At 68.4% G+C, this 1,284-nt stretch carries 1 protein-coding gene; it reads left to right on the forward strand.

Going from position 1 to position 1,284, the window contains the following annotated elements:
- Positions 1–1,284 (forward strand): FAD-binding and (Fe-S)-binding domain-containing protein (locus tag IWX65_RS17580; protein WP_196884841.1); only part of this gene is annotated, 1,284 nt, incomplete at both ends.

Raw genomic sequence — 1,284 nt, forward strand, 5'->3', positions numbered from 1 at the left:
TGCCCGAGCTTCCCGGCGGCGCTGCCTGGCTGTTCGTCGAGATTTCCGGAGATGATGCCCTGGAGGTCGCCGACCGTGCCGCGCGGGTCAGCCGCATCGGTGCCGCCCGGCACTCCCGCATCATCGGGGACGCCCGACAGGGGGCCGCGCTCTGGCGGATTCGCGAGGACGGCGGCGGGCTCGCGGGCCGGTCGCCCGCCGGAGTGCCGGCGCACGCCGGCTGGGAGGACGCCGCCGTGCCGCCCGAGAGGCTGGGGAATTACCTTCGCGATTTCGACGACCTTCTGCTCACGCACTCCCTCACCGGGTTCCCGTTCGGGCATTTCGGCGACGGTTGCGTCCATGTCCGCCTCGACTTCCCGTTCCATCGCGAGGACGGCAAGGCCGCTTTCCGTGCGTTCCTCACCGACGCCGCGAAGCTGGTGGCGCGGTACGGGGGCTCACTGTCCGGGGAGCATGGCGACGGCAGGGCTCGGAGCGAGCTCCTGCCTTATCTGTACACGCCGGCGGCGATCTCACTCTTCGGGAAGGTCAAGGGCATCCTGGACCCGGACAACATCCTCAACCCCGGCGTGCTCGTCGATCCGGAGCCGCTGGATGCGAATGTCCGCGTTGCCGAGGCGGGTCCGCTGCGCTCGGGGCTCGGTTTCGGATATCTGCACGACAGCGGTGACTTCAGCCAGGCCGTGCACCGCTGTACCGGTGTGGGACAGTGCCGCGCCGCGCACAATGACAACTCGACGGTGATGTGCCCGTCCTACATCGCGACGCTGGAGGAGAAGGACTCTACCCGGGGGCGGGCTAGGGCGCTGCAGGAGATGATCAACGGCAGCGTCACAGGTGGAAGAAAGGGCGACAAGCCGAACTGGCGCGCGCCGGAAGTCCACGACGCACTGGATCTCTGTCTTTCCTGCAAAGGGTGCGCATCCGACTGCCCGACGGGGATCGACATGGCCGCCTATAAGGCCGAGGTGTTGCATCAGAGCTATCAGGGCAGGATCCGACCGGCATCCCACTACTCGCTGGGCTGGTTGCCCAGGTGGGCGGGATTGGCAGCGTTCGCACCGCGGCTTGTCAACGCCCTGGTGCGGCTGCCCGGCATGCGGCAACTCGGGCTGCGGCTGGCCGGTGTGGATCAGCGCCGGAACATTCCCGCCTTCGCGCCGCAGACATTCCATGCCTGGTTCAGGGCGCGCGGTGGTGCTGCCACTTCGTCCGAAGCCCGCCCTCCGGTGCTGCTGTGGGCGGACTCGTTCACGAACAACTTCTCGCCCGAGGTGGGGC

It is taken from the genome of Arthrobacter sp. CAN_A214 (assembly GCF_015751955.1).
Taxonomy (GTDB): domain Bacteria; phylum Actinomycetota; class Actinomycetes; order Actinomycetales; family Micrococcaceae; genus Arthrobacter_D.